General features: G+C 66.8%; 19 protein-coding genes and 1 pseudogene. 10 read left to right on the top strand and 10 right to left on the bottom strand.

Annotated features, from left to right (window positions below; genetic code table 11):
• Window positions 1-2 precede the first annotated feature (2 nt).
• Window positions 3-527, bottom strand: a complete 525-nt coding sequence (locus G6N47_RS17625; protein WP_083133326.1) for an OsmC family protein — start codon at window positions 525-527, stop codon at window positions 3-5.
• Window positions 528-811: 284 nt separating this feature from the next.
• Here G6N47_RS17625 and G6N47_RS17620 point away from each other — a divergent pair, with 284 nt between their 5' ends.
• The 4 genes from G6N47_RS17620 (at window position 812) to G6N47_RS17605 (ending at window position 5,777) form a co-directional block, all read left to right on the top strand.
• Complete coding sequence (locus tag G6N47_RS17620; protein WP_083133327.1) at window positions 812-1,582, top strand: cutinase family protein; 771 nt, start codon at window positions 812-814, stop codon at window positions 1,580-1,582.
• A 139-nt stretch (window positions 1,583-1,721) separates the two neighbouring features.
• A complete protein-coding gene (locus tag G6N47_RS17615) occupies window positions 1,722-3,491 on the top strand; it encodes a serine/threonine-protein kinase PknD (RefSeq protein WP_083133328.1) in 1,770 nt (589 codons plus the stop codon).
• Window positions 3,492-3,536: 45 nt separating this feature from the next.
• Entirely contained in the window at window positions 3,537-5,123 is a 1,587-nt protein-coding gene (locus tag G6N47_RS17610; RefSeq protein ID WP_083133378.1) for a Na+/H+ antiporter, read from the top strand.
• Window positions 5,124-5,183: 60 nt separating this feature from the next.
• Window positions 5,184-5,777, top strand: a complete 594-nt coding sequence (locus tag G6N47_RS17605; RefSeq protein ID WP_083133329.1) for a hypothetical protein — start codon at window positions 5,184-5,186, stop codon at window positions 5,775-5,777.
• Between the two features lie 5 nt (window positions 5,778-5,782).
• Here the strand turns inward: G6N47_RS17605 and G6N47_RS17600 are convergent, their stop codons facing one another.
• The 5 genes and pseudogenes from G6N47_RS17600 to G6N47_RS17580 all read right to left on the bottom strand — a co-directional run bounded on the left by G6N47_RS17600 (window position 5,783) and on the right by G6N47_RS17580 (window position 10,873).
• Window positions 5,783-6,472 carry a sensor domain-containing protein gene (locus G6N47_RS17600; RefSeq protein WP_083133330.1) on the bottom strand — a complete coding sequence of 230 codons (690 nt, stop codon included), beginning with the start codon at window positions 6,470-6,472 and terminating at the stop codon, window positions 5,783-5,785.
• 168 nt (window positions 6,473-6,640) lie between these two features.
• On the bottom strand, window positions 6,641-8,422 hold the full coding sequence (ngg, locus tag G6N47_RS17595; protein WP_083133331.1) for an N-acetylglutaminylglutamine synthetase: 1,782 nt from the start codon (window positions 8,420-8,422) through the stop codon (window positions 6,641-6,643).
• A 23-nt stretch (window positions 8,423-8,445) separates the two neighbouring features.
• Window positions 8,446-9,626, bottom strand: a pseudogene (locus tag G6N47_RS17590) (acyl-CoA dehydrogenase family protein).
• Between the two features lie 8 nt (window positions 9,627-9,634).
• Window positions 9,635-10,069 carry an SRPBCC family protein gene (locus G6N47_RS17585; RefSeq protein WP_083133332.1) on the bottom strand — a complete coding sequence of 145 codons (435 nt, stop codon included), beginning with the start codon at window positions 10,067-10,069 and terminating at the stop codon, window positions 9,635-9,637.
• 24 nt (window positions 10,070-10,093) lie between these two features.
• A complete protein-coding gene (locus G6N47_RS17580) occupies window positions 10,094-10,873 on the bottom strand; it encodes an SDR family oxidoreductase (RefSeq protein ID WP_083133333.1) in 780 nt (259 codons plus the stop codon).
• Window positions 10,874-10,946: 73 nt separating this feature from the next.
• Here G6N47_RS17580 and G6N47_RS17575 point away from each other — a divergent pair, with 73 nt between their 5' ends.
• From G6N47_RS17575 to G6N47_RS17550, 6 genes are all read left to right on the top strand, one after another.
• The gene (locus G6N47_RS17575) at window positions 10,947-11,918 is read left to right on the top strand and encodes an aldo/keto reductase (protein ID WP_083133334.1); all 972 of its coding nucleotides are present in this window, start codon (window positions 10,947-10,949) and stop codon (window positions 11,916-11,918) included.
• A 2-nt stretch (window positions 11,919-11,920) separates the two neighbouring features.
• Window positions 11,921-12,307 (top strand): DUF2237 family protein, encoded by a 387-nt coding sequence (locus G6N47_RS17570; RefSeq protein ID WP_062541088.1) that lies wholly within the window; start codon window positions 11,921-11,923, stop codon window positions 12,305-12,307.
• A 363-nt stretch (window positions 12,308-12,670) separates the two neighbouring features.
• Window positions 12,671-13,360, top strand: a complete 690-nt coding sequence (locus G6N47_RS17565; RefSeq protein WP_232080232.1) for a Type 1 glutamine amidotransferase-like domain-containing protein — start codon at window positions 12,671-12,673, stop codon at window positions 13,358-13,360.
• A 30-nt stretch (window positions 13,361-13,390) separates the two neighbouring features.
• On the top strand, window positions 13,391-14,869 hold the full coding sequence (locus G6N47_RS17560) for a biotin carboxylase (protein WP_139799632.1): 1,479 nt from the start codon (window positions 13,391-13,393) through the stop codon (window positions 14,867-14,869).
• Between the two features lie 46 nt (window positions 14,870-14,915).
• Window positions 14,916-15,236 (top strand): helix-turn-helix transcriptional regulator, encoded by a 321-nt coding sequence (locus G6N47_RS17555; RefSeq protein ID WP_232080231.1) that lies wholly within the window; start codon window positions 14,916-14,918, stop codon window positions 15,234-15,236.
• Window position 15,237: 1 nt separating this feature from the next.
• Window positions 15,238-15,726, top strand: a complete 489-nt coding sequence (locus tag G6N47_RS17550) for a hypothetical protein (protein ID WP_083133337.1) — start codon at window positions 15,238-15,240, stop codon at window positions 15,724-15,726.
• Between the two features lie 26 nt (window positions 15,727-15,752).
• On the opposite strand, the gene G6N47_RS17545 is transcribed toward G6N47_RS17550, so the two are convergent.
• From G6N47_RS17545 to G6N47_RS17530, 4 genes are read right to left on the bottom strand one after another with little or no spacing between them, the layout of a single operon-like run.
• Window positions 15,753-17,015 (bottom strand): amidohydrolase family protein, encoded by a 1,263-nt coding sequence (locus G6N47_RS17545; protein ID WP_083133338.1) that lies wholly within the window; start codon window positions 17,013-17,015, stop codon window positions 15,753-15,755.
• 13 nt (window positions 17,016-17,028) lie between these two features.
• A complete protein-coding gene (locus G6N47_RS17540) occupies window positions 17,029-18,243 on the bottom strand; it encodes an amidohydrolase family protein (RefSeq protein ID WP_083133339.1) in 1,215 nt (404 codons plus the stop codon).
• Window positions 18,244-18,245: 2 nt separating this feature from the next.
• Complete coding sequence (locus G6N47_RS17535) at window positions 18,246-19,025, bottom strand: acetoacetate decarboxylase family protein (RefSeq protein WP_083133340.1); 780 nt, start codon at window positions 19,023-19,025, stop codon at window positions 18,246-18,248.
• Entirely contained in the window at window positions 19,022-19,960 is a 939-nt protein-coding gene (locus tag G6N47_RS17530) for an SDR family oxidoreductase (protein WP_179966391.1), read from the bottom strand. Before G6N47_RS17530 ends, G6N47_RS17535 begins: the two co-directional genes overlap by 4 nt.
• Window positions 19,961-19,990 lie beyond the last annotated feature (30 nt).

The raw sequence follows: 19,990 nt of genomic DNA, 5'->3' as shown, positions 1-19,990 counted from the left end.
TCTCATGAGGTGACGAGCGTCGACTCGACGATCACAGGACGCCGGAAGGTGTTCACGACGGGCGACCAGGTGATGGCGTTGTCGTGAATCCGTTGAAGCGTTTTCTCGTCGGTATCGCCGGCGAGGGTGACCTTGCAGCGAACCTCGGTGAAGCCGGGGATTTTGTCGTCGGGCGTATCACCGACACCCCACACCGCGGAGATGTCGATGTCACCTTCCATCTCGACTTCGATCTTCGTCAGCGTCACGCCGTGATGAGTCGCGTTGGCCAGCAACCCGACCGAGATGCAAGAACCCAGCGCGGCCAACGCGGTCTCCGACGGATTGGGGGCCGAGTCGTCGCCCAGCAGCGCGGGTGGCTCGCCAACCAGCACCGGCGACAGGTTGCGGACGTACGTCAGGTTGCGGAAACCGGCCTCACACACCGTCTTGGCTTTGAGGGTCTTTTTGCCCGCGCCGGGCTCAGCCCTGGCGCTGCATGACAGCCGGTCAAGACCCTCGGCGTCGATGACAAGACCATCGGTCATGAAAGTCCTCCCAGTCACGAAGATTTCTGCCTTCGCCGGTTTAGTGCTCAGCAAGCGCCGGTGCGTGATGGCGGCGCCGAATCATTTACGGGCAAGACACGAATCGTCACACCGCTGAAACGCACCCGCCGCGGGACGCCTACGTGCACTTTCGGGGCGCTCGACGCAGATCCTGTGCTCGGGCGGCAGTGTCGTCGAGCTTTTGAATCGTGGTGAAGAAATGGCGGGCGTGCGACGGTGATTCGATGCAGGGCGTTGCGACGCAATATGGCACCATAAGAGCCATGCGAGGACGTCTTACCGCCCGATTCCTTTGTGGTGCAGTCGTATCGACGGGAGCGCTGCCGAGCCTCGGCGTTGCGTCCGCACCCGCCCAACCGTGCCCTGACGTGCAGGTGGTGTTCGCCCGCGGTACCGGCGAGCCACCCGGTGTCGGGCCGACCGGCCAAGCATTCGTCGACTCGCTGCGCCCGCGACTGGGCGCAAGGTCGCTCGACGTCTACCCCGTCAACTACCCCGCCAGCGAGGAGTGGGCGACCGGGCTCGACGGTATTCGCGACGCGGGCGCTCATGTCGTTTCGATGGCGAACACGTGTCCCAACACCAAGATGGTGCTCGGCGGCTATTCGCAGGGCGCGGCAGTGACCGGCTTCGTCACGTCGGCCTCGGTGCCCGACGGCGTCGACCCGGCGACGGTGCCGAAACCGCTGGACCCCAAGATCGCCGACCACGTTGCCGCCGTCGTGCTTTTCGCCATGCCCAACGTCCGGGCCATGAACTTCCTCGGCCAGCCGCCGGTCGTCATCGGCCCGGCCTACCAGGCGAAGACCATCAAATTGTGCGCACCCGAGGACCCGGTTTGCTCCGACGGAATGAATTTCGCCGCGCACGATAGTTACGCAGGCGACGGGGCGATGATCGACCGCGGGGCGGCGTTCGCCGCAAATCACTTGGGCCCACCGCCGCCTCCGGGCCAGAGCCCGCCGTCCGTGCCCGTGCCCGCGCCGGCGCCGCCACCACCGCCACCCGCCGACGACCAGGAACCAGGCGCGTAATTCGGCCGGCGCCGGGCGAATCTCCTTGTCCGGGCTGAGTTGCCGTCCGCCTCGGTAGCGCGGGGAAAAGCCTGCGACCGCTATTCGCGGCGCGCTAAGGTGCTGGCACGTTGCTGGCAGGTTGCTGTGGAGGGCTTCGTTGCAGGGAACCTCGTTCGGAAAGTACCGGCTCATCGAATTGCTGGGCCGCGGCGGCATGGGCGAGGTGTGGCGGGCCCACGACACTTCGATCGATCGGATCGTCGCGCTCAAGATCCTACCCGCCGAGATGTCCAAAGACGGCGTGTTCCAACAACGGTTTCGGCGGGAAGCCCATGCAGCGGCGCGACTGAACAGCCCACATGTCATCCCGATCCACACCCACGGGGAAATCGACGGACGGCTCTTCGTGGACATGCGGCTGATCGAGGGCCCCGACCTACAGTCCGTCCTCGCCCGCGGCCCGCTGCCGCCGGAGCGCGCGGTGCGCATCGTCGAGCAGGTCGCCAAGGCTTTGCACGCCGCACACAAAGTCGGGCTGCTGCACCGGGATGTCAAGCCCTCCAACATTTTGCTCGACCACGACGACTTCGCATATCTGATCGATTTCGGAATCGCCCGCGCCGCGGGCGAATTGGGGTTGACGGCGGCCGGCGACGTGATCGGCACCTACCACTACATGGCTCCGGAACGGTTCAGCGCCGGACACGTCGACGCCCGTTCGGACATCTATTCGCTGGCCTGCGTGCTCTACGAATGCCTGACCGCGCGCTACCCGTTCCCGGGGGATCGCCTCGAGCAACAAATCACCAACCACGTCACAACTCCCCCGCCGCGACCGTCGACCACCAACCCCGGATTGCCTGGCGGCTTCGACATGGTCATCGCCCGGGGCATGGCCAAAGACCCCGCCGCGCGCTTCGGCACTGCCGTGGAGCTGGCGCGCGCCGCCCGGGAGGCCATCACCACACCCGTCGCTTCGCCGCACGCATCGGCTCCCACACAGCCGCGGATTGCCAGCCGCGACCAAAGGCAGACCCCGCCACCGCAGGCAGCGTCGCCGCCGTGGTGGCGCCGTAAAACCGTCGTGATCTCGACAGCCGCCGCGCTCGTCGTCGCAGCGGTCATCGCCGGCGCGGCCCTGGCCATCGGCCATCGCAGCGCGGGAGCCGGCGATTACCACCAGGTGACGCTGCCGTTCACCGGTCTGCGGGAACCCGAAGGGGTTTCGGTGGATTACGGCGGCACGGTGTATGTCGCCGATACCCCGCACAACCGGGTGCTGGCATTGCCGGCGGGGGCGAGTGCCGCGCACGTCCTACCGTTCGAGGGCCTGAACTATCCGACCGGTGTGACGGCGGACAACACCGGCAGCGTCTATGTCACCGACTCCGGCAACAAGCGGGTGGTCGTCCTTCCCGCCGGGTCGACCACCCAAACCGAACTTCCCTTCACCGATCTCGGCAACCCGACCGGTGTGACCGTGACCAGTAGCCGCATCGTGTATGTCACCGATACCGACAAGAACCGGGTGGTGGCGCTTGACATCGACTCGAAGCGGCAAACCGTACTGCCTTTCGCCGGACTGAGTGCTCCCACTGGTGTGGTCGTGAACAGCAGCGGAACGGTCTACGTGGCCGATGGCGGCAACAACCGCGTGCTGGCCTTGCCGGTGGGATCGAATACCCAAGCGGCCCTCCCCTTGACGGGCCTCAAGGAACCCGGAGGTGTGACAGTCGACAGCGACGGCGCCGTATATGTCACCGATAGCCAGAACAACCGCGCGCTGAAACTTCCCGTCGGATCTACGACGCAAATCGAACTGCCCTTCACCGGGCTCGACAACCCGTGGGGTCTGGCGGTCGACAACATGGGCACCGTCTACGTGGCAGGCCACAGCAATCAGGTAGTGGCCCTGCGGCAAAACTGAGCCGCCGCGCAGCGCGTTACCGAACCCATACAGGAAGATGTGCTGGTGTTCGGACTCGTCGTTGTCGTAGCGCTGTTTGCCACCGTCATCGTGGGGACGGTGCTGGGCAAGCGCTATCGCGTCGGTCCGCCCGTCTTGCTCATCCTGTTGGGCGCCCTGCTCGGACTGATCCCCCGGTTCGGCGGAATTCGGCTCGACGGCGAAATCGTGCTGCTGCTGTTCCTGCCCGCGATCCTCTACTGGGAAAGCATGAACACCAGCTTCCGCGAGATCCGGGCGAACCTGCGGGTGATCGTGCTGATCAGTGTCGGCCTGGTGATCGCCACGGCCGTCGCGGTGTCGTGGACCGCGCGAGCGCTCGGCATGGAATCACACGCGGCCGCGGTATTGGGCGCGGTGCTTTCGCCGACCGACGCCGCCGCCGTGGCCGGGCTGGCCAAGCAGTTGCCGCGCCGGCCCCTCACCGTGCTGCGCGCAGAGAGCATCATCAACGACGGCACCGCGCTGGTGCTGTTTGCGGTGACGGTTGCCGTCGCGACCGGCAGTCCCGCGATCGGCCCGGCCGCTCTGGTCGGCCGATTCGTCGGCTCCTATCTCGGTGGTATCGCCGCGGGGCTCGTGGTCGGCCTGGCGGTGACCATGCTGCGCCGCCGACTCGACGCGCCGCTGGAGGAGGGAGCTCTGAGCGTGCTGACGCCGTTCGCGGCGTTTCTGCTTGCCCAGTCGGTTCACTGCAGCGGCGTCGTCGCGGTCTTAGTGGCCGCTCTCGTGCTCACCTATGTCGGCCCACGGGTGATCCGGGCCCGGTCGCGGCTGCAGTCGTTCGCGTTCTGGGACATTTCGACATTCCTGATCAACGGCTCGCTGTGGGTGTTCGTCGGAGTCCAGCTTCCGAGCGCGGTGCGGGGCATCGACAACCTGGACGGCGGGCTCGGCCGCGCGGTGTTACTGGCGCTCGCCGTCACCGGCGTCGTCGTCGCGACCCGGATTGCCTGGAGCGAAATCACCACCATGCTGCTGCGCACACTGGACCGGCGCGAGGTGCAGCGCGCCCGTCGCGTCGACTGGCGTCAGCGCGCGGTGTCGAGCTGGGCGGGATTTCGTGGCGCAGTGTCGCTTGCCGCGGCGCTGGCCGTCCCGCTGACCACGCGCAGCGGCGAGCCGTTCCCGGACCGCAACCTGATCATCTTCGTGGTGTCGGTCGTGATCCTGGTGACCGTCTTGGTCCAGGGAAGCACACTGCCGATCGTGGTCCGCTGGGCCCGGCTGCCCGAAGACGCTGCGCACGCCGACGAATTGCAGCTGGCCCGTGCTCGCAGTGCCGAAGCCGCGCTCGAGGCACTGCCACTGGTGGCCGGCGAACTCGGTGTCGGCGAGGAGCTATTGAGCCGTCTGCGAAAGGAATACGAAGAACACGCCGCGTTGGTCACCACCGACGCCTCGGCGCCGAACGCCGCGGCCGAGCAGAACGACCTGGTGCGACGGGTACGTCTCGGTGTGCTCGAACACAAGCGCCGGGCCGTCACCGAGCTGCGAGACCGAAATCGCATCGACGACATCGTGCTGCGCGAGCTGCAGACCGCGATGGACCTCGAGGAGGTGCGACTTCTCGACCCGGCCGACACTGAATAGCACCGACTCGCAGCCGGATATAGTTCGGCGATGACGTTGCAGCAAAGGAGCAGCCACGCAATGAGGATTCCACTGATGGCGGCCACCGGAGTCGCTGTGGCGGCCGCGCTGGTAGCCGGCTGCCACAACAATTCGAAGTCGTCGACCGCCACCTCCGTGTCAGCCAAGCCGACCGCAACCAGCCACGCCTCGGCGCCGGCATCACCCACCGACTACACCAAGCTGCTGATCGGGCCGAAAGACATCAACGCACCCGACACCTTCACCGCCAGCCCGCCGACCCGGGACCCGAATGGCCAGCAGGGCGCGGCGATCACGTTCACCGACGACGACGGCAGTCACGTCATCCGCGACACCATCGTGATCCTGCCGGATCCCGCCGCGGCGGCGAACGCGCTCGATGCGGCCAAGTCGGCGCCGCCCGGCGCGATTACCGGGGCGCCTGTCGCGACGGACGTCGGCGCCGGCGGCACGACGATCTCAGGGGATGCGCCCGACAAGTCCAAGGGCATCACGGTGTTGCTGTTCACCGAGGGCAGGGCTTTCGTCACACTCGAATTCGACGGCCCCAGCGGCATGTCCGCGCCGCCGGATTTCGTCAGCGATGTCGGCAAGAAACAAGACGCCGCCATCAAGCAGCGGCTCCACGCCTAACGGCCTTACCGCAGAGGCACTTTCGCGGCGATCTGCTTAGCGAGGTCGACAGCCGAGTTTTTGGGTTCCGGGCTGCAGGTGTTGATGTCGACGATGACGTTGTTTTTCAGCGCCAGCGCGCGTCCGCAGGCCCAACCACCGGCTCGGGCATTCTGTTGCGTCGCAACCACGCTCAAGACGTCGTCGGCGTTGGATATCGGCCCGGCGGTCCACTCCGTCCCGGACTGAAGGTGGCGGTATTGGTGGCAAGCCGGCCACTGTTTGGCCGAGTTGTTGAAGAACGCGGCGGCCTGCTTGGCAGTGGGAAACAACACCACGGCCTGCTCGGCGTAATGGGTGAAGTTGTCGCCGTCGTTGAACGCCTGATCGCGGATCGCGGTGAATCCGCTGTCCGCATAGACCTGGGCCTGCGCCGAGCTGTCGATGGCCAGGCATTCCCTGGGTTCCATCAGGGCGCTGTCGTCGGACATCTGGTCGTGTTTCCTGGTGAGTTTCAATTCGGTCGCCCCCATCACGGGGTTGATCTGCTCGGGGGCGAGCAGCAACCCGTCGAGCTCGCGCTCCACGACGGGGCGAGGTATGAGCGTCGTGGTGGTGGTCGTCGTCGACTTGGCGCCCTGGCTTCCGCCGCCGCCGCAACCAGTGGCGAGAATGCAGATGCCCGCCACGGCGAACGCGGTCGCCAAATAGCGCATCTGCACACCCCCATTCCTGCCGTTGCGAAAACAGATTTCCGCTGCGCCGACGAGAACTTGCGTGTTGCCGAGCCTACCGCGACATGTGGGGGCAAACGCCAGCGAATTGCCGAATTTCCTGCTCTGCCAGGTGCTCTCAGCGGGTTTGAATTATGTGCGGGAATGGCCTTAATTGCCGCCGTCGGATTGCGATTCGTCAGGAGTCCACGCCGTCGGCGGGGCGGGCTGACCAGGGAACAAGAAATCGATGAACGCCGCGGCCGTTGGTTGCGGCTCGTGGTTGGCCAGTCCCGGCCGCTCGTTGGCTTCGATGAAGGCGTAGTCCTTGCCGGTGACGTCGGGTACCAGCAGGTCGATGCCGGTCACCGGGATACCGATCGCTTCGGCCGCCGCCACCGCGACCCGGCACAATTCGGGGTTGACCTGCGCGGTGACGTCGCGAATCGTGCCGCCTTGATGCACGTTGGCGGTGCGACGCACCCGTAGCCGGGTGCCTTCTGGCAGCACGTCGTCCATCGCCCACCCGGCCTCGGCGACCGTCGCCTCGGTGACGCCGTCGAGCGGGATGCGCGATTCACCACCGGTGGCCTCCGAGCGGCGCCGGCTCTCGGCGGCAATCAGCTCCCGCACGGTGCGGTCGCCGGTGCCGATGACTTCAGGCGGTAGCCGCAGCGCGGCGGCCACCACCTTGCCGTCGATCACCACCAGGCGAAGGTCGTCACCTGCTACGCGCTGCTCGATCAGCACCTCGGGGTGTTGCTCCCGTGCGCGGGCCACCGCGTCCGCGAGCTTGTCGGGGCCGTCCTGGGCGGTGATGCCGACAGTGATGCCCTTGCCCTGCTCGCCGCGCGTCGGTTTGACGACGACCTCGCCGACCTCGGCCAAAAACGCGTAGTCGTCCTCGTCGAAGCTGGCCAGGCGGGCTTGCGGCACGGTGATGCCGGCCTCTTTGACCAGCCGGCGAGTCAGGCGCTTGTCGTCGCAGCGGCTCATGGCGATGGCCGAGGTGTACTCCGACAGCGATTCTCGGGTGATCACGCTGCGGCCGCCGTGGCTCAGCCGCATCTCGCCGGTCTCCGCGTCGAGGACCTCCACCCGGATTCCGCGGCGCAGCGCTTCGTCGGCGACGATGCGCGCATAGGGGTTGAGGTCGTCGATCGTTTCCGGGCGCGGGGTGAACAGCGGCTCGTTGATCGCGTTCTTGCGCTTGATCGCCATCACCGGGATGCGGCGAAAACCCAGCTTCTCGTAGAGCGCGATGGCGGCGTCGTTGTCGTGGGCGACCGACAGGTCCAGGTAGGCGCGGCCCTTGCGGCGGAAGTGCTCGGCCATCACCCGGGTCAGGGCTTCGCCGATCCCGGGAAGTGCCGCGGCCGGGTCGACGGCCAGGGTCCACATGCTCGACCCTCGCTCCGGATCGGAGAACAGCAGCTCGTGGTCGACGCCGGTGGCGGTGCCCACCACGGCGCCGTCGTCGTCGCGGATCGCGACCAGGTATGTCACGGCCTCGGCGTGCAGGTGGTTGTTCCAGGTCACGTCGACCGGTGCCGGCACCATTCCGCAGCGCACGTAGACGCGGTTCATCGCGTCGGCGTCGGCCCGCTCGTTCAGCGTGCGCACTGTCACGCCGGGCGGCGGGGCAGCTTCCTGGGGCGAGTCTCTGAAGCGCAGCCGATAGGTGTGGCTGGGGTCGATGAAGAACTCGCTGGGCGATCGGGCGACGACGACGTGCGGCTCGCGGGGATAGATGCAGATGTCACGCCGCCCGGGTTCTTCCCGCCGCAGGGCCTCGGCCAGACTCTCGGAATCGGGGAAGGTCTGGCCGAAAATGAGTCGGCCCCAACCCAATTCGAGCTCGACATTTTTGACCATCGCATCCATCAGGTGAGCCGGCGGCGCGTCGTGCAGGCTCAGTGTGATCGCCTCGTCCGAGGGATCGATGGTGCTCATGTCGCCTTGTCTACCCACTTCGCTCAGAGGCCGAACTGGTCGTCGATGATGCCGAGCCAGATCCGCGCAGCGTCGATCGCGACCTTTTCGCTGATGAACGCATGCTGGGTTCCGGTGTACATGTCGCGGAATGCCCGCTCGAAGCGGCTGCCTTCGCGGATCGCGGTGGTGCCGGCCGCCAAATGTGCCCACTCCGCGCAACTTCGGGCGGTGTCGGTCGCGTGCACGGCGGCCACCCGCATGTCGGCCCGCAAGGTCGGGGTCAGCTCCGCGCCGGCGGCGACGGCGGCCTCGGCCGTGCCGAACGCGTCGAGAACCAGCAGGCGCGCGGCGCGCCACGCCGCGACGTGCTGGGCGAGGCCTTTCTGGAACGTCGGGCGGCTGGCCAGCGACTCCCCCATGTCGCTCATCCGGTATTTGGTGGCCGCCAGCTCGGTGACGTCGTCGAGCATGCTCTTGGCGACCCCGAGCGCCCATGACGCATGACCGGCGGCGGTCACCGACATCAGTCCCATGCGGGTGGCCGGCGACGAGCCGCGATACGGCTCCCGGCGAAACAGCGGAAACGTCCGGCTTTCCGGACGAACGCGTCGTCGGCGCTGTAGTCGTAGGATCCGGTTCCCTTGAGCCCCTGGACATACCAGCCGTCGTCGATTGAGATGTCGTCGCGTGCAACGACAGCCACCTGCATGTCGGGGACACCGTCGCTGACCCAGCGCATTTCGCCGTCGTCGAGTGGCAGGAACCCGGCCGCAATGTACTGCGAATGCCCAATGCCCGAGCCGAAATTCCACGATCCGCTCAGCCGGTAGCCACCGTCGACGGCGAGCCCCTGGCCGTTGGGGAAGAATTGGCCGCCGAGCGTGACGCGGTTGTCGTGTGCGGTGAACACCTCGGCGAAGCCTTCGTCGGGCAGGTAGCACGCCGCGGCGAACGTCGACGGCAGGTTCGCGATGCCCACCCAGCCGAACGACCCGTCCTGCCAAGCCATTTCGATCCAGGTCTCGATCATCTCGGCAAACGACGGTTCGACGCCGCCGGCCGCGACGGGATTGAACGCCGATAACAGCCCGCTGGCCCACATCCCCTCGACAATCGGGGCGGTGAGGGTGCGCTGGCGCTCCGATTCGGCGGCCTCGGCGCGCACCAGCTCCCGCATGCCCCGGGCCAACGCGACGAGCTGAGTACTCGCTGTCGACGTCACCAGGGTCGCTAGCCTTCCAGTGCTTTGGCGGCGCCGGCCAGGATCGCGTTGAAGCTCGAGCGCAGCAGCCGGGAGCTGACCGGTTCCATCAGACTTCCGCCGAAGTACGCCGGGTGGGTGTAGCGGGTGATCCAGTCGACGTGCGTGCCGTCGCCGCTCGGGGTGAATGTCAGCGTGCCGCCTTCGTGCTCGAACGGCGGAAACGAGCGGAGGATCAGATAGGAATAGCTGCGCGGCGGGTCGTAGGCCGTGATCTCTTCGCGGAACCAGGTGCCCAGCCCGATCACCCGTCGCACCGCGCCCACGCCGGGAACCGTCGCGCCCTTCTCCCAGAAAGCCCGGAAGATCGGCGGAGCGGCGGTCAGGCTGGCCGGGTCAGCCAGCCAGTCGAAGACCCGTTCACGGGATGCGGCGATTGTCCGTTCGACTCGAAGCTCGATCATGAGGCCTCCTGTCTGGCTATGAGATTACGACTGGCCGGAATCGGCGAATGCTGGAGAGCCGGCGGGCCCGCCGCGGGCGACCACGAGCGGCATCGACGTGGCCGCATCGGTGTGCAGGATCGTGTGCACCACTTCGATGAGGTCTTCGACCGGCATCAATTTGCCGGGCATGCAGCCGCGCGACAACCACAGCGGTGCAGCCTGTTTGGCGAGTTCGGGATCCCAGCCCACGCTCATGCCGGTTTGCGCGTCGCCTTCGCCGCCCGGGCACTCGCCCACGATCAGGCAGGTGAAGCCGATGTCGGGATGTTCGGCGCGCCAAGCCTCCACGAGTCGTTCCAGCGCCGCCTTGCTGACGCCGTACGCGCCCAGCCCTGGCCAGGGTGGCCCGAAGGTGCCGGCGTCGGACGAGAGGTAGATCGCCTTGCCGGCGGAGGCGCTCAGGTGCGGCATCGCCGCCGCGGTCGCCAGCGCCGCGCCGATGACGTTGGTGTCGAAGACGCGCCGCCAGGTGGCGGCGTCGGTGTCGACCATGCGGACCAGCGGCCCAACGGCGGGCGTGTACACCAGGTGGTCGATGCCGCCGAGCGCGTCGGCGGCCTGGTTGATCGCCGCCCGGCACGACGCCTCGTCGGTGACGTCGCATTCGATGGCGGTCGCGCTCGGCCCGGCCTCCTTGGCCGCGGCTTCGATGCGCTCGCGACGCCGGGCGAGAAGCGCGACCTGAGCACCCCGCTGCGCAAGACCGACGCCGATGCAACGCCCCAGCCCACTCGATGCGCCGATCACTACTGTCCTTGACATATTCGCCCTCTCTTGTAACGCCCGCTGCAGGCACAGCGTACAGATCGCCGTGGGTGTCAGTACCGTGAGCGATATGAAATATCTGGACGTCGAGGGAATCGGAAAAGTCAGCCGGATCGGGCTGGGCACCTGGCAGTTCGGCTCGCGGGAGTGGGGCTACGGGGACCAGTACGCCACGGGTGCGGCGCGCGAGATCGTGCAGCGTGCTCTTGCGTTGGGAGTCACGCTGTTTGATACCGCCGAGGTGTACGGGTTCGGCAAGAGCGAACGGATTCTCGGCGAAGCGCTCGGCGACAAGCGTGCCGAGGTTGCGGTTGCCAGCAAGATCATGCCGGTTGCGCCGCTACCCCCGGTGGTCAAGCAGCGCGAGCGTGCCAGCGCGCGCCGGCTGCAGCTCGACCGCATCCCGCTCTACCAGGTTCACCAACCCAACCCGGTAGTCCCCGATTCGGTGATCATGCCCGGGATGCGCGGTCTGCTCGACAGCGGCGCGATCGGCGCGGCCGGCGTGTCGAACTACTCGCTTGCGCGATGGCAGAAGGCCGACGCCGCGCTCGGCCGGCCGGTGATCAGCAACCAGGTGCATTTCTCGCTCGCGTACCCCCGCGCGCTGGACAACCTGGTGCCGTTCGCGGAGCGCGAGAAGCGCATCGTGATCGCGTACAGCCCACTGGCGCAAGGACTTCTGGGCGGCAAGTACGGCGTCGACAACCGTCCCGGCGGCGTCCGGGCCATCAACCCGTTCTTCGGCACCGAGAACCTTCGTCGCATCGAGCCGCTGCTGCAGACGCTGCGCGCCGTCGCCGCCGATGTGAACGCCAAGCCGGCACAAGTGGCGCTGGCGTGGCTGGTCAGCTTGCCGGGCGTGGTCGCCATTCCCGGGGCGTCCAGCGTCGAGCAGCTCGAGTTCAACGTCGCCGCCGCCGACATCGAGCTGCCCGCGGATTCCCGCGACGCGCTTACCGACGCCGCCCGCGCGTTCCGGCCGGTCTCGATGGGGCGCTTTGTCACCGACACGGTCCGCGAGAAGCTGCTGCGTCGCTGACGATGCTCGAGCGCAATGTGCTGGGCGGGCCGCTGGAAGAGTGCGGCACCGAGCCGCTCACCGGGTTCTACCGCGACGGCTGCTGCGCGACCGGTCCCGAGGACATCGGCCTGCACACCATCTGCGCGGTGGTGACCGCCGAGTTTCTGGAGCACCAGCGCTCGATCGGCAACGACCTGGTGACGCCGCGACCCGAGTATCGCTTCCCCGGCCTCACGCCCGGCGATCGCTGGTGTGTGACCGCGCTGAACTGGCTTCGCGCCCACCACGACGGCTACGCCGCGCCTGTGGTGCTGGCCTCCACCCACGAACGCACCTTGGAGGCGGTGCCGCTGGAGGTGCTGCGGGAGTACGCCGTCGACGTGCCCGACGACCTGGGCGAGTTGTAAGTACGACGTCCCAGCGCCATCCGGGGCCGGTAAACTCGCCGTCAATTACACAAGGAATGGCCTCGGCACCTACGCCGAGTTATGGAGGATCATGAAGCGTCTTGTATCCACCGCGATGCGCGCGGCTGTGTTCGCAATCCCGGTCGCGGTGATGATCTCGGGTGCGCCACTTGCCAGCGCAGTCACGGATGTCGAGGACAACTGTCGTAACACGGGCGGCGACTACACGTCGCAGGAAGTGCAACCCCATTGGGGCGCCGCTCCGGTCCTTATCGAAACGTGTTGCACCGCAGGCCAATGCGTTACGTACCGCGATGGCGTAAAGGGACCCACCTACGGAGGAGGTTAGGCCTCCGCGGCGCGGTGTCTGAGTCGGCGCCACAGCTGCAACCGCTCTATCTGCTGGCGGACAGCCAGCTGCTGTTCTGGAAGCGGCAGGACCGGCTGCTCCTCGAGGCAGCGCTCGACGGATTTGCTTGGGACACACCGTTTAGCGCGGCCTACATCGGCGCCTCCAACGGCGATCGTCCGGAGTTCTACGAGATTTTCGAGGCGGCGATCGAACCGATTGGAATCACCGACCGTCGCATGATCGCTTCGTCGTTCGGCCCCGATGACCGCGCCTTCCTGGAGCGCGCCGAGCTGATCGTGCTCGCGGGCGGCGATGTGCGCATGGGCTGGAACACGTTCGAGAAAACCGGCATGAAGGACGTGATCCTCGACCGGTACACCCAAGGGGCGGTGCTGGTGGGGATTTCGGCCGGGGCGGTCCAACTCGGGCGGTATGGAATCGTCGAGGAATCCGAATTGCTCGACGTGTTCAAGCTTGCGCCGCTGGTCATCGACACCCACGACGAGCGTTCCGAGTGGGCGCGGCTGGCAAGCACCATCCAGTCGCTGGAGGGCGGGGCCACCGGACTCGGACTGCCTTCCGGCGGCGGGGTGGTCGTGCACCCGGATATCACCATCGAGCCGCTACGGCGGCCCGCGCACGAATTCCGTTTCGACGGCACTGGCGTTACGCACTCGCTGTTGTACGCCGAAGACGCGTAACCGGCCGGGTCGGCCGTGCACACTTGTGGCATGGACATGCGCACCAGCGGGCCTGAGTCCGAGCCGCGCCGCACGCTCAACGGCATCTCGGACGTCCGTGCGTTCTTTCACACCAACACCGTGCCGCTGTATTTCATCTCGCCGACGCCGTTCAACCTGCTCGGCATCGACCGTTGGATACGAAACTTCTTCTACCTCACGTACTTTGACTCTTTCGAGGGCGAACATCCGCGGGTGTTCGTGCCGCGACGGCGCAACCGCATGGATTTCGACTCCATGGAGGATGTGTGCAATTACCTGCTGCGGGATCCCGAGACGCTCGATTTCATCGCGCATCGGGGGCCCGGCGGCAAGGCCTGCTTTGTGATGCTCGACGAAGCAACCCACGCCCTGGCCCGCGAGGTGGGACTCGAGGTCATGCAACCGTCGGCGGAGCTGCGTCATCGGCTGGGCTCCAAGATCGTCATGACGAGGCTGGCCGAGAAGGCCGGGGTAGCCAGCGTGCCTCACGTGATCGGGCGGGCCGGCTCCTACGACGAGCTGTTGGCGCTTGCCCACGGTGCGGGTCTGGGCGATGACCTCGTCGTCCAGTGTGCTTACGGCGACGCCGGCACCACGACGTTCTTCGTGCGCGGTCAGCGCGACTGGGACCGTCACGCCGGTGACGTGGTCGGGCAGGAACTCAAGGTGATGAAGCGCATCCGCAATGTTGAGGTGTGCCTGGAGGGCGCCGTGACCCGGCACGGCACCGTGGTCGGTCCCGCGATGACGAGTCTGGTCGGTTACCCGGAGCTGACCCCGTACAAGGGCGGCTGGTGCGGCAACGACGTGTGGCGCGGGGCGCTGACGCCTGAACAGACGCACACCGCGCGAGAAATGGTGCGAAAGCTGGGCGACCGCATGCGCCGCGAGGGGTATCGCGGCTACTTCGAGGTGGACCTTTTGCACGACCGGGATTCTGGCGAGCTGTATCTCGGCGAGGTGAACCCGCGGCTGAGCGGTGTCAGCCCGATGACGAACTTGACCACCGAGGCCTACGCCGACATGCCGCTGTTTCTCTTTCACCTGCTCGAGTACATGGATGTGGATTACGAGCTCGATATCGACGAGATCAACGCGCGTTGGGAGCGCGGCTACGGCGGCGACGATGTGTGGGGACAGCTGATGATTTGGGAGACCTCGCCACACGTCGAGCTCATCACCGCGGCCCCGCGCACGGGTGTGTGGCGCCTTGACGACGACGGGCGCGTCTCCTTTGCACGTTCCGCCAACGACTGGGCCACGCTGACCGAGGCCGAAGCCTTCTACATGCGGATCGCGGCGCCGGGCGACGTGCGTTGCAAGGGCGCCGAACTCGGCGTGCTCGTCACCCGCGGGCACCTGCAGACCAAGGACTACAAGCTCACCGAACGGTGTCGGCGTTGGGTCGAGGGCATCAAGGGGCAGTTCGCGTCGACACGGCTGACACCGGGTGAGCCGATCGTGCCGCGGCTCGTCGCGCGAGCGTGATCGTTGCGACTGGCTATCGATATAGCAGAACTGCTATATTAGGTTCGTGGGTTCCTACGGTGGCGATCTAGTTCGCGAGGCGCGCCGACGAGCGGGCCTCACGCAGGCCGAGCTCGCAAGCCGCGCCGGCACGACCCAGTCGGCGATCGCCCGGTGGGAGTCCGGGCGCACCGCAATCAGTCTCGACGACGTCCGTCGGCTGGTCCGACTGTGTGGCCTCGACCTCGAGGTCATGCTTGTGCCGCACGGCGAGAGCGACCTGGCGCAGGCCGCGCGTCTTGCGTCGCTTAGCGGCCAAGAGCGTATGGACCGCCACGCTCGGATAACACGGCAGCTTGCCGAGCTGCGTCAGGGCGGACGGGGTTGATGTGGAACTCGATCTGCCCCGCATCCTCGAGGTACTGCACCGAAACAAGGTGGCCTACATACTGATTGGCGGCCTCGCCGCCGTTTACCACGGCTCACCATTTCCGACCGAAGACGCCGACATCACCCCGCAAATGGACCGGCGAAACCTCGACAAACTGGCCGATGCGCTGCGCGAACTCAATGCACGAGTCCGCACCGACTCTGAACCCGGAGGACTTCCCTTCCGCTGCGACGGTGAGGCACTGGCGGCGGCACAAATCTGGAATCTCACCACGGACGCCGGCGATCTTGACGTGACATTCAAGCCATCCGGAACGGATGGCTACGCCGACCTACGTCGCGACGCAGCCCGGGTCCACCTCTACGGGGTAGAGGTGCGCATCGCGTCGCTCAGCGACGTCATCCGGTCCAAGCAAGCGGCGAACCGACCGAAAGACCAACGAACACTACCGACCCTGCGCGAAATCCTCGCCCGACAACGAGATTAACGCCAGACTGTCCGTCCGCCAACGGATTACACAAGGTCGGGCAAAGGCTCAGCACCCGTCAACCAGTGACGTCCTACCTCGCGGGCCGTCTCCCACTTGGGAATACTCACCGCATCGTCCTGGCCGAGGTCCTCGGGCGTCGGGCCGATGCGCTCGGCCAACGGAGCCAACGCGTCCAGATCGAAGTTGTAAACCTCGGCCGCCGCCAAACCCAGCATCTGGCGGGTCTCCTCGACGGGCACGTCCCAGAAGGAGCGACGCAGCCAGCCGCGGGTGTGCGGCCAGGTTCCCTCCGGGTGTGGAAAGTCGTTGCCCCACAGCATGTTCGCCACGCCGATCTCGTAGCGCCGCGCCAGCTCCCTGCGCTCGGTGGTGGTGGCCCCGATAAAGCAGTTGCGGTCGAAGTAGGCCGAGGGCGGCATCGTCAGATCGCCCTCCATCTGATGGCTCATCTTCTTGGCCGAGTGCTCACGCAAATACCGCGTGTCCATCAGCCACAGCAGATCGTTGGCCCAGAACGCACCACACTCTGTGACTCCCCACCTCAGCCGGGGGAAGCGCTCGAACACCCCCGACCACAACGCGAACCACAGCGGCCGGGCCCCCCACCAGCGCACCTCGGTCACGTAGATGCCCAGGTGCCCTCCGTACTCCTCTTGCGGCGCCGGACCGGAGTGGGTGTGGACCGGCATCTGCAGGTCTTGGCAAGCAGCCCAGACCTTGTCGTAGCGACGGTCGTGGTACGGCGGGTAGCCGACCCAGCGCGCGGGGATCAGAATGCCGCCGCGCAGCCCGGACTCTGCGGCTCGCGTGATCTCGGCGACGGCCGCGTCGACGTCCGCCAATATCGGCACAACCGCAACCCCGGCCCGCCGCTCGGGGCTGTGGCTGCACAACTCGGCCAACCAGCGGTTGTGGGCGCGCGCACCGGCCATCGCGCGGCCCGGGTCGAGGTCGCCCGACTGGCCCAACCCCGCACCGAACGGCGCCCCGGCGACCCCGGTCACCGCGTCGGCGTCGGGAAAGATGACTTCGCCGACCACGCCGTCGCCGTCAAGTTCCTTGTCGCGCAGGGCGACATCCCATCCGCCGGCGATACCCTCGCCATGCTCGGAGAACCACTGCTCGGCGAACTCCTCGTCGATGAACCCGCCGGCCCGCGCCGCGGCCTCCTTCTCGGCCAGGTATGCCTCGAAGTCCTCCCGGTATTCGGGGTCGACGTATTCGCGGTACCGCTCGGTCGGGAGCTCGGCGTGACAGTCCGCGGAGATGATGGTGTAGGGCTCCACTTTGGTCCTTTCGCTACCAGGCACGGATGGGGTCGGGTTCGAAGACGGTGCTGCGCGCGTCGGCGGGCACGGCCGCCAACGGCTCGGCGACCTCGGCCACGGTCGGCCCGATGCGGTCGACTAACGGCGCGAGGGCCTCGAGGTCGAAGCCGTACACGGCCGCCGCATTCCCGCCGACCATGGCCGCCACCTCGTCGGCCGGAACATCACTGAAGGTGTGCCGCAACGCCTCCCGCGTATAGGGAGCGGTGCCCTCGAAGTGTGGGTAGTCGCTTCCCCACAGGATCTTCTCGACGCCGATTCGGCGGCGCTCGGCACATTCGACGGGTCGCATGAAGCTGGCACCGACGTAACACTGGCGAGCCCAATACTGGCTGGGCTTAAGGGACAGCGAGCCGGCCGTGGGCCCGGCGAAGCGAGCGATCGCCGAGCTGGCTCGCGCGTACCGGCCCGCCGCCACGTCCAGTGAGTCGAGGGTCGCCGGTATCCAACCGGCGCCCTGCTCGGTGAGGACCACAGTGAGGTCTGGATGACGATCCAGTGCGCCACTGAAGATCAAGTGCCACAGCGCACGATGTGCCCACCAGTGCGTCTCGTACACCCACACCGCGAACGAGCTGCCCCACCCGTCGGTCGGGCTCGGCCCGGCGCTACCGCCGTGATGGTTGACCACCACACAAGCGTCTTCGCACGCGGCCCACAGCGGCTCCCAGTGCTCGGCGTACAGCGGCGGGATGCCGGTGCCGGGCACGACACCGGGCAGCAGCACCCCGCCGCGCAGCCCCAACTTGGCGATCTGTGCTATCTCGGCGACCGCCTCGTCGAGATCTCCGAGCAGGATCTGGCCCACCCCGGCACGACGCTCGGGAGACAAAGAACAGAAGTCGGCCAGCCACCGATTGTGTGCCCGTAGCCCGGCCCAGCGCAGCTCGAGCTCTCGGGCGGTCTCCGGCGGGGGTGCGGCCAGGCTGGCCTGAGGGAAGAACGGCGGCACGGTGTTGGGGTAAATGACCTCGCCCGCAACACCTTCCCGATCCAGGTCGGCGTTGCGTCGATCGCTGTTCCAGTTGCGCTCGGCGTCGGGCTCGGTGAGGTCGCCGAACGGGTTGACGTATGTCTTTGCCCAGCCGTCGAATTCGTCTCGATACTGCGGATCGAGGTACTCGCGGTAGTCGAGCAGGTCCGCGCCGGCGTGGCAGTCGGCGGAGATGACTGGGTACCGCTCCATGGCTATACCCTCGCCGGCGCCGCGAGCAGTGCCACGTCGTCGTAGCGCTGGTGCACATAGGGCAGCAGCCATTCGGCCGGCACCCGCTCCGCGATGCGTCCCACCTGTACCGTGCGTCGGCGACACCAGGTGATCGACGTGATGTGGCGAATTACGATGTCGGCCACCGGATCCAGCGGCGACTCCCCCAGTTCGAGTGTGCCGTCGATGTTTTCCAGCAGCTCGTAGTGGCGGTGGTACTCGCCGTAGACCAGGTGGGGGTCGGTGATGCCGCTGCCGTCGGGGGCACGCAGGAACTTGAAGTAGAACTCGGTGTTCACCTGGTCGGGCGGCAGGGCCGCCGGGCCGGTGACCTGTCCGTCGAGTCTGATGAGCTGGTAGCCGAGGCGGTCCACGGTGGCGCTAACGAGGTCTTTGTCGCGTTCAACCTCAATGTGAGCTAATTTCTTTGGCTCGCCGAATGTTTCGCGTCCGCCCGTGACCGACTGTTCGGTGGACTGGGGCATGAAGAGGGGGTAGTCGCCCTGCAGGTCGCCGTGCCGGGCGGTCACCGAAAACACCGCCGATCCGAACGGTGGCCTGCCCTCGATGCGGACCCGCTGCAGCTGAACACGCACCAACGGCTCGGCCGCCGGCTCCAGTGGCTTAGGTAAGACGGCAGCGACGATCTCCGGGTCGGTGAGGTACGTGACAGTCACCGCTTCGGTGGCGATGGGCGCCTTGGTGGCGTCGATCTCGTGGTCGACCTGCGCTTCGGGCGGGCGGGGACCGTAGCGAATCATGTTGCTACTCCTTTGGTTTGCGGCTGCTTCTCGGCGCTCTGGCCGAGAACGTCGACCAGGTAGTCGGGGTTACTGCGATTAAGGATCGATGCCGCCTTGCGGCTCACGACGTCCTCGGTGGGGGTGGGTGGGCCCATCATCCAAAAGCGGTCCGCCCGGATTCCCTCCACCACCTGGTCCGCGACCGTCTCTAGCGGAGTGAACTCGACACGCGCGCCGGCGTTCTCGAAACGGGCCACGACGTCTTTCAGCGTGTGCTCGGGGGTGCGGCGTTCCTGGGTCGCCGCGTAACGCTCGGGCCGGTGCCGCCACGACTCCCAGATGCCGGTGTTCAGAAAGCCGCCGGGAAAAAGGACATGCGCTTTGACCTCAGTTCCCGTCATCTGCAGGTGGCTGTAGAGGCTTTCCGTCAGGCACAGCACCGCGGCCTTCGTCATCGGGTAGACCGCGGTCGCGGGTCCGCCCATGGCGCCCTTGGCAATTGGCGCGAATCCGCCGTTGCCCGAGCAGGTGTTGACAACATGTCCCTCGCCCTGCTCGAGCAGGATGGGCACGAAAGCCTTGATGCCGTGAATGACGCCCAGCACATTGACGTCGATTCCCCACCGCCAGTCGGCCAGGTCGTGTTCCCACATATAACCCTCGGAGACCGCGCCGGTGCCGGCGTTGTTGCACACCACGTGCACCGCGCCAAAGCGATCGAGGGTCTGTTTGGCGAGCGACTCGACCGAGGAGTAGTCGGTGACGTCGGCAACCACCCCGGTCGCCTCGACGCCCTCGTCCACCAATTCCCGGGTTGCCTCGTCGAGTGGTTCGGCGAGGACATCGGCCAGCACCACCTTCATGCCCTCGCGGCCGAACCGCCTGCCCATCGCCCGGCCGATGCCACCGGCTCCGCCGGTTACGACCGCCACTCTGCCCTGAAGGTCAGTCATTGTGGCAATGGTCACACGGTCGCGCATGCC

The sequence above is a fragment of the Mycobacterium branderi genome, assembly GCF_010728725.1.
GTDB classification, from domain to species: domain Bacteria; phylum Actinomycetota; class Actinomycetes; order Mycobacteriales; family Mycobacteriaceae; genus Mycobacterium; species Mycobacterium branderi.
This window is presented reverse-complemented; position numbering and strand designations above follow the sequence as displayed.